Below are 6,205 nucleotides of genomic sequence, written 5' to 3'. Positions count from 1 at the left end.
GGGGCCGGCCGGACACCGTTGTCCGGCCGGCCCCTCCGCCGTGCCCCGGGCGGGGCCGCTAGATCGTCTGCCTGCGGCGGCCGCGGAGCGCCACGTACATCATGTCGCCGAGTCCGACGACCAGGACCGCTCCGGCAAGCTGCAGCAAGTGCCGGATCCAGTCGATGCCCTTGGTGTCCTCGACGCCGATCCACCGCGAGACGGCGTTGCCGAGGATGGCGCCCGCGATGCCGAAGAGGGTGGTCAGCCACAGGGGCTGGTGCTGCTTGCCCGGCAGGATGGCCCGGGCTATCAGGCCCAGCACGAAACCGACGATGATCGCCCACAACCATTGCATGTCGAGCCTCCTCGTGGCGCGTTGTGCGCATGTGGGCCCAGTCTCGGCCGGTACGGCGTTCGGCGCATTTCGGGCAGCTCCGTTCGGGGGACACCCCCTCTCCTCGCGGTGGGGGCGGCGGCGTACCGTGGGAGGGTCCGGGCCGGGGAGTGTCCGGCGGCTGATCGGGGTGGTGGAGCGTGGAGCGCACGAAGCGGCAGAAGCGGAACGGGGCCGAGGTCTTCCGGATCACCGGGGCGCGAATGGGTCTCGCCGAGGACGTACGGGGCCGCCAGCGCCGTTACGTGGTGTCGATGGCCATCCGGACCCTGTCGGTCATCGCGACCGTGGTCTTGTGGAACGTGCAGCGGCCGGTGGCGATCGTGACGCTGATCGCCGGCGCGCTGCTCCCCTACGTCGCCGTGGTCATCGCGAACGCGGGGCGCGAGTCGGCCCCCTCGCTGCCCTCGCACTTCGTCCCGGCTCCCGTACGGCCGGCGCTGGACGCGGGAAACCTCAGGAAAAGCTCAGATCAATCATGAAGTTCCGGTGCACCGCACCGGGTCCTGCGTGACATACTGCCTACGCGCTCCGCATCCCCCGTCGGAGCGACGGACCGACGCCGGGCAGCTCCCCCCGTGGCTGCTCGGCGTCGCCTTTCCGTTCCGGCGGTTTGTAGGGTTGAGGCGTGACCTCCCCTGATACCGAAACCCCCACCTGTTCCGCCAAGGGCTGCCGCGACGCGGCGGTCTGGGTACTCGCCTGGAACAACCCGAAGCTGCACACGCCGGAACGGCGCAAGACGTGGCTGGCGTGCGACGAGCACCGCGAACACCTCTCCCAGTTCCTGGGTGTCCGCGGTTTCCTCAAGGACGTCGTGAAGCTCGACGAGTGGGTGCAGCCCGAGGGGTCCGAGCGCTAGCCGCCGATCGCCGACATCGGGCGGTCGGGCTGGAGGAAGGACGGGTCGTCGAGGCCGGACCCGGCCTTCTTCCCCCACATCGCCACCTTCCACAGCCGGGCGATCTCCTCGTCCGGGGCGCCCGAGCGCAGGGCGGAGCGCAGGTCCGACTCCTCGGTGGCGAACAGGCACGTACGGACCTGGCCGTCGGCCGTGAGCCGCGTACGGTCGCAGGCGCCGCAGAACGGGCGGGTGACCGAGGCGATGACGCCGACGGTGGCGGGGCCGCCGTCGACCACCCAGCGCTCGGCCGGGGCGGAGCCGCGTTCCTCGGCGCCCTCCTCGGTGAGCGTGAAGCGGGTGCGCAGGGACTCCAGGATGTCCCCGGCGGTGATCATGCCGTCGCGCTTCCAGCCGTGCTGGGCGTCGAGCGGCATCTGCTCGATGAAGCGGAGCTCGTACTCGTTCTCCACGGCCCAGGCCAGCAGGTCGGGGGCCTCGTCGTCGTTCAGCCCCGGCATCAGCACGGCGTTGACCTTGACGGGGGTGAGGCCGGCCTCACGGGCCGCGGCCATGCCGTCGATCACGTCGTGGTGCCGGTCGCGGCGGGTGAGGGTCTTGAAGACCTCGGGCCGCAGGGTGTCCAGGGAAACGTTCACCCGGTCCAGGCCGGCCGCCTTCAGGGCCTGCGCGGTGCGCTTGAGGCCGATGCCGTTGGTGGTCAGGGACATCTTGGGGCGGGGCTCCAGGGCCGCGCACTGCTCGACGATCCCGACCAGGCCGGGGCGCAGCAGCGGCTCGCCGCCGGTGAAGCGGACCTCGGTGATCCCCAGCTGCGTGACGGCGATGCGAATCAGCCGGACGATCTCGTCGTCACTGAGCAGATCGGACTTGCCGAGCCACTGCAGTCCCTCCTCGGGCATGCAGTACGTACAGCGCAGGTTGCACCGGTCGGTGAGCGAGACGCGCAGGTCAGTGGCCACGCGGCCGTAGGTGTCGAGAAGCACTGTGGGCCCCCTCCCCTGTCCGGATGTAGAGGTACGCGCGACGTTGGATCTACCTCACGCGTTCTATTTCGAGACTACGCGACGCGTGTGTCGTCCAGTGGTGCCCGAATGAACGAGACGTAACACGGCCGCGTCGTAGGGACCTACGACGCGGCCACGCTGGGTGTTCGGACGATCTCAGTGCGCCCCTGTTCCGGTGAGGGAGCGGACCTCCAGCTCCGCGAATTTCGCGGGGTCCGCCTCCTCCTTGGACAGGACGGTTCCGAGCCACCCCAGGAGGAAACCGAGCGGGATGGAGATGATCCCGGGGTTCTCCAGCGGGAACCAGTAGAAGTCGGCGTCCTTGAACATGGAGGTGGGCTTGCCGGAGACGACCGGCGAGAAGAGCACCAGCCCGACCGCCGAGATCAGGCCGCCGTAGATCGACCACAGGGCGCCCTGGGTGGTGAACCGCTTCCAGAAGAGGCTGTAGAGGATCGTCGGCAGGTTGGCGGAGGCGGCCACCGCGAAGGCGAGCGCGACGAGCCCGGCGACGTTCATGTCGCGGGCCAGGGCCCCGAGGAAGATGGCGACGGCGCCGATGACCACGGTGGACCAGCGGGCGGCCCGCACCTCCTCCTTCTCGGTGGCCTTGCCCTTGCGGATGACGTTCACGTAGATGTCGTGCGCGAAGGACGAGGACGAGGCCAGGGTCAGGCCCGCGACCACCGCGAGGATGGTGGCGAAGGCGACCGCGGAGATCACCGCGAGCAGGATCGCGCCGCCGGTGGAGCCTGCGCCGCCGCCGATCTCCTGGGCGAGCAGCGGCGCGGCGGTGTTGCCGGCCTTGTTGGAGGCCAGGATGTCGGCCCGCTTGAGCAGGGCGGCGGCGCCGAAGCCGAGGGCGATCGTCATCAGGTAGAAGGCGCCGATGATGCCGATGGCCCAGTTGACGGACTTGCGGGCGGCCTTGGCGGTGGGGACGGTGTAGAAGCGGATCAGGATGTGCGGCAGGCCGGCGGTGCCCAGGACCAGCGCGAGGCCCAGGGAGATGAAGTCCAGCTTGGTGAGCGAGTCCTTGCCGTACTTCATCCCCGGTTCCAGGAACTTGGTGCCCTGTCCGCTGTTGTCGGCGGCCTGCCCCAGCAGGGCGGAGATGTTGAAGTTGAACTTCAGCAGCACCAGGAAGGTGATGAGCAGCGCGCCCGCGATCAGCAGCACGGCCTTGATCATCTGCACCCAGGTGGTGCCCTTCATGCCGCCGATGGTCACGTAGACGATCATCAGGACGCCGACCAGCGCGACGACGGCGACCTTTCCGCCGTCATTGGTGATGCCCAGCAGCAGCGAGACGAGCACGCCGGCTCCGGCCATCTGGGCGAGCAGGTAGAAGATCGAGACCACGATGGTGGAGGTGCCCGCGGCGGTGCGGACGGGACGCTGGCGCATCCGGTACGCGAGGACGTCGCCCATCGTGTAGCGGCCGGAGTTGCGCAGCGGCTCGGCGACGAGCAGCAGCGCGACGAGCCAGGCGACGAGGAAGCCGATGGAGTAGAGGAAGCCGTCGTAGCCGAAGAGGGCGATGGCCCCGGCGATGCCGAGGAAGGACGCGGCGGACATGTAGTCGCCGGAGATGGCCAGGCCGTTCTGGAAGCCGGTGAACTGGCGGCCGCCGGCGTAGAAGTCGGCGGCGTCCTTGGTCTGGCGGCCGGCCCAGATCGTGATGATCAGGGTGGCGACGACGAACAGCCCGAACAGGGTGATGATCAGTGGACGGTGTTCGGTGGCGCCGGCGGCCACCGTCGTCAGGGGGAGCGCGGCGCTCACTCTCCGGCCTCCATCCGCTTCTTGATGGCCGCCGCCTTGGGGTCGAGCTTGGCGGCGGCGTGCCGGGAGTACAGCCAGGCGATCAGGAAGGTGGTCGCGAACTGGGCGAGGCCGAGGACGAGCGCCACGTTGATGTTGCCGAAGAGCTTCGTCCCCATGAAGTCGCCCGCGTAGTTGGACAGCAGGACGTAGAGCAGGTACCAGGCGATGAAGGCCACGGTGAGCGGGAAGGCGAAGGAGCGGTAGGAGCGGCGCAGATCGGCGAACTCCGCGCTCTGCTGGACGATTCCGAACTCTTCGGCCGTGGGACCCGCCAACGGCGTTCCCGCGCCGCCCGGCGGCGGCGCTGCTTCGGTGGACACGGGGGGCTCTCCTTGTGACGCGGGTGCGGTGGGGACGACGGACAAAACAACCTCCGTGTGGGGGGACGGTGGTGCTGATCCCCCCTGTCAACGGCACGTGCGGCGTGTCGGGACGGTTCAACACCCACTGTTTCTTTGAAAACTGATTCCTCGAACTGATGGCGTAGAGGGGAACGGCGACGCTAGGTTCCCTTGTCATGAACCCGTCCGCCGTAACCGCGGCAGGACGGCTTTTTCAAGGATGATCTGGAGAACCCATGGCTCATCTGGGATCCGGCCGCCGGCGTGCTCTCGCCGTTCCGGTCGGCCTGGTGCTCACCGCCTCGCTCGCCTTCCTGCCCTCGGTCGCGGCCTCCGCCGCCCCGCTCGGCAACACGGCGGACGCGGCAGCGGCCTCGAAGGCCGACACCACCGGCCCCAAGCTGTCGTACGTGGCGAACCTGACCGCGTACGGGACGGTGAAGCAGGCGAAGAAGGCCATCGAACGCGCCGGTGGAACGGTGGTGACGTCCTACGATCAGATCGGGGTCGTCGTCGCACACTCCCAGAACCCGGACTTCGCCAAGCAGCTGCGGACGCAGCGCGGCCTCTTCGTGTCGGTGGGCGCCACCCGTACGGCCCCGCTCCAGACCGTGCAGACCACCGAAGAGGGCTCCACGCAGCAGCTGAGCGCGGCGGACGCCGCCAAGGCGGCGGCGAGCGCGCAGGAGGGTCAGGAGCCGCTGGAGCCCAACCAGTGGGACCTGCGGGCGATCAAGGCCGATCAGGCGCACAAGATCAACGATGGCAGCCCGGACGTCACGGTGGGCGTCATCGACACGGGTGTCGACGACACCCACCCGGATCTCGCCGCGAACTTCTCCAAGGAGCAGTCGGCCAACTGCGTCGGCGGTGTCGCGGACACCACCGAGGGCGCCTGGCGCCCGTACGCGGACGGCAGCGACCACGGCACGCACGTGGCGGGCACCATCGCGGCCCCGCGCAACGGCGTCGGTGTCAGCGGTGTCGCGCCCGGCGTGAAGGTGGCCGCGATCAAGGTGAGCGAGCCCGGCACCAGCCTCTTCTTCACCGAGGCGGTCGTCTGCGGCTTCATGTTCGCCGCCGAGAAGGGGATCGAGGTGACCAACAACAGCTACTACGTCGACCCCTGGCTCTTCAACTGCAAGACGGACGACGACCAGAAGGCGCTGGTGGAGGCCATCGGCCGGGCCAGCAAGTACGCCGAGCGCAAGGGCGTGCTCAACGTGGCTTCGGCGGGCAACTCCAACCAGGACCTGGCCGCCGACTCCCTCACCGACGACACCAGCCCGGACGACGCCACCACCCCGGTGCCCCGGACCATCGACCCGAAGGTCTGCCTGGACCTGCCCACGCAGCTCCCCGGTGTGGTGACGGTGTCGGCGACCGGCGACAAGGGCTTCCGGTCGTACTACTCCAGCTACGGCCTCGGGGTCGTGGACGTCGCCGCCCCCGGTGGCGACAAGTGGCAGATCCCGGCCACGCCGGACGCCAACGGCCGCGTGCTGTCGACCGTTCCCGGCGGCGGCTACGGCTACAAGCAGGGCACCTCGATGGCCGCCCCGCACGTGGCGGGCGTCGCGGCGCTGATCAAGAGCGCCCACCCGGGGGCCACGCCCTCGCAGGTCCAGGCGCTGCTGAAGGCCGAGGCGACGAAGGCCGCCTGCCCGGCGCAGATATACGACGCCACGGGCACGCTGATCAACGCGGACACCTGCGCGAGCAAGTGGGGCCAGACGGGCTACTACGGCTACGGCGTGGTGGACGCGCTGAAGGCCGTCAAGTAGTCGGGCGA

7 protein-coding genes are annotated in these 6,205 nt (G+C 69.4%); 3 read left to right on the top strand and 4 right to left on the bottom strand.

All coding sequences use genetic code 11. The annotated features are described in order from the left end of the window. Window positions 1-58: 58 nt before the first annotated feature. A complete protein-coding gene (locus ACFTXQ_RS25585; RefSeq protein WP_382644566.1) occupies window positions 59-337 on the bottom strand; it encodes a GlsB/YeaQ/YmgE family stress response membrane protein in 279 nt (92 codons plus the stop codon). 242 nt (window positions 338-579) lie between these two features. On the opposite strand from ACFTXQ_RS25585, the gene ACFTXQ_RS25580 reads away from it, so the two are divergent. Next, window positions 580-858 (top strand): DUF3099 domain-containing protein, encoded by a 279-nt coding sequence (locus ACFTXQ_RS25580; RefSeq protein WP_382644572.1) that lies wholly within the window; start codon window positions 580-582, stop codon window positions 856-858. Window positions 859-1,004: 146 nt separating this feature from the next. Continuing rightward, window positions 1,005-1,238: a hypothetical protein gene (locus ACFTXQ_RS25575; protein WP_382644564.1), complete on the top strand. Its 234-nt coding sequence runs from the start codon at window positions 1,005-1,007 to the stop codon at window positions 1,236-1,238. Here the strand turns inward: ACFTXQ_RS25575 and moaA are convergent. The 3 genes from moaA to ACFTXQ_RS25560 form a co-directional block, all read right to left on the bottom strand. Next, window positions 1,235-2,224 (bottom strand): GTP 3',8-cyclase MoaA, encoded by a 990-nt coding sequence (gene moaA, locus ACFTXQ_RS25570; protein ID WP_382644562.1) that lies wholly within the window; start codon window positions 2,222-2,224, stop codon window positions 1,235-1,237. The two genes, ACFTXQ_RS25575 and moaA, sit on opposite strands and share 4 nt — an antisense overlap. A 177-nt stretch (window positions 2,225-2,401) precedes the next feature. Then, entirely contained in the window at window positions 2,402-4,030 is a 1,629-nt protein-coding gene (locus tag ACFTXQ_RS25565) for a cation acetate symporter (RefSeq protein ID WP_382644560.1), read from the bottom strand. Beyond that, complete coding sequence (locus ACFTXQ_RS25560; protein ID WP_382644558.1) at window positions 4,027-4,392, bottom strand: DUF485 domain-containing protein; 366 nt, start codon at window positions 4,390-4,392, stop codon at window positions 4,027-4,029. Before ACFTXQ_RS25560 ends, ACFTXQ_RS25565 begins: the two co-directional genes overlap by 4 nt. 257 nt (window positions 4,393-4,649) lie before the next feature. Between ACFTXQ_RS25560 and ACFTXQ_RS25555 the strand changes: the two genes are divergently transcribed. Further along, entirely contained in the window at window positions 4,650-6,197 is a 1,548-nt protein-coding gene (locus ACFTXQ_RS25555) for a S8 family serine peptidase (RefSeq protein WP_382644556.1), read from the top strand. The last annotated feature ends 8 nt before the right edge of the window (window positions 6,198-6,205 follow it).

It is taken from the genome of Streptomyces sp. NPDC057010 (genome assembly GCF_042673805.1).
In the GTDB taxonomy this organism is placed as follows: Bacteria; Actinomycetota; Actinomycetes; order Streptomycetales; family Streptomycetaceae; genus Streptomyces.
The sequence above is the reverse complement of the archived record's forward strand: the minus strand, read 5'-3'. Positions and strand labels throughout refer to the sequence as shown.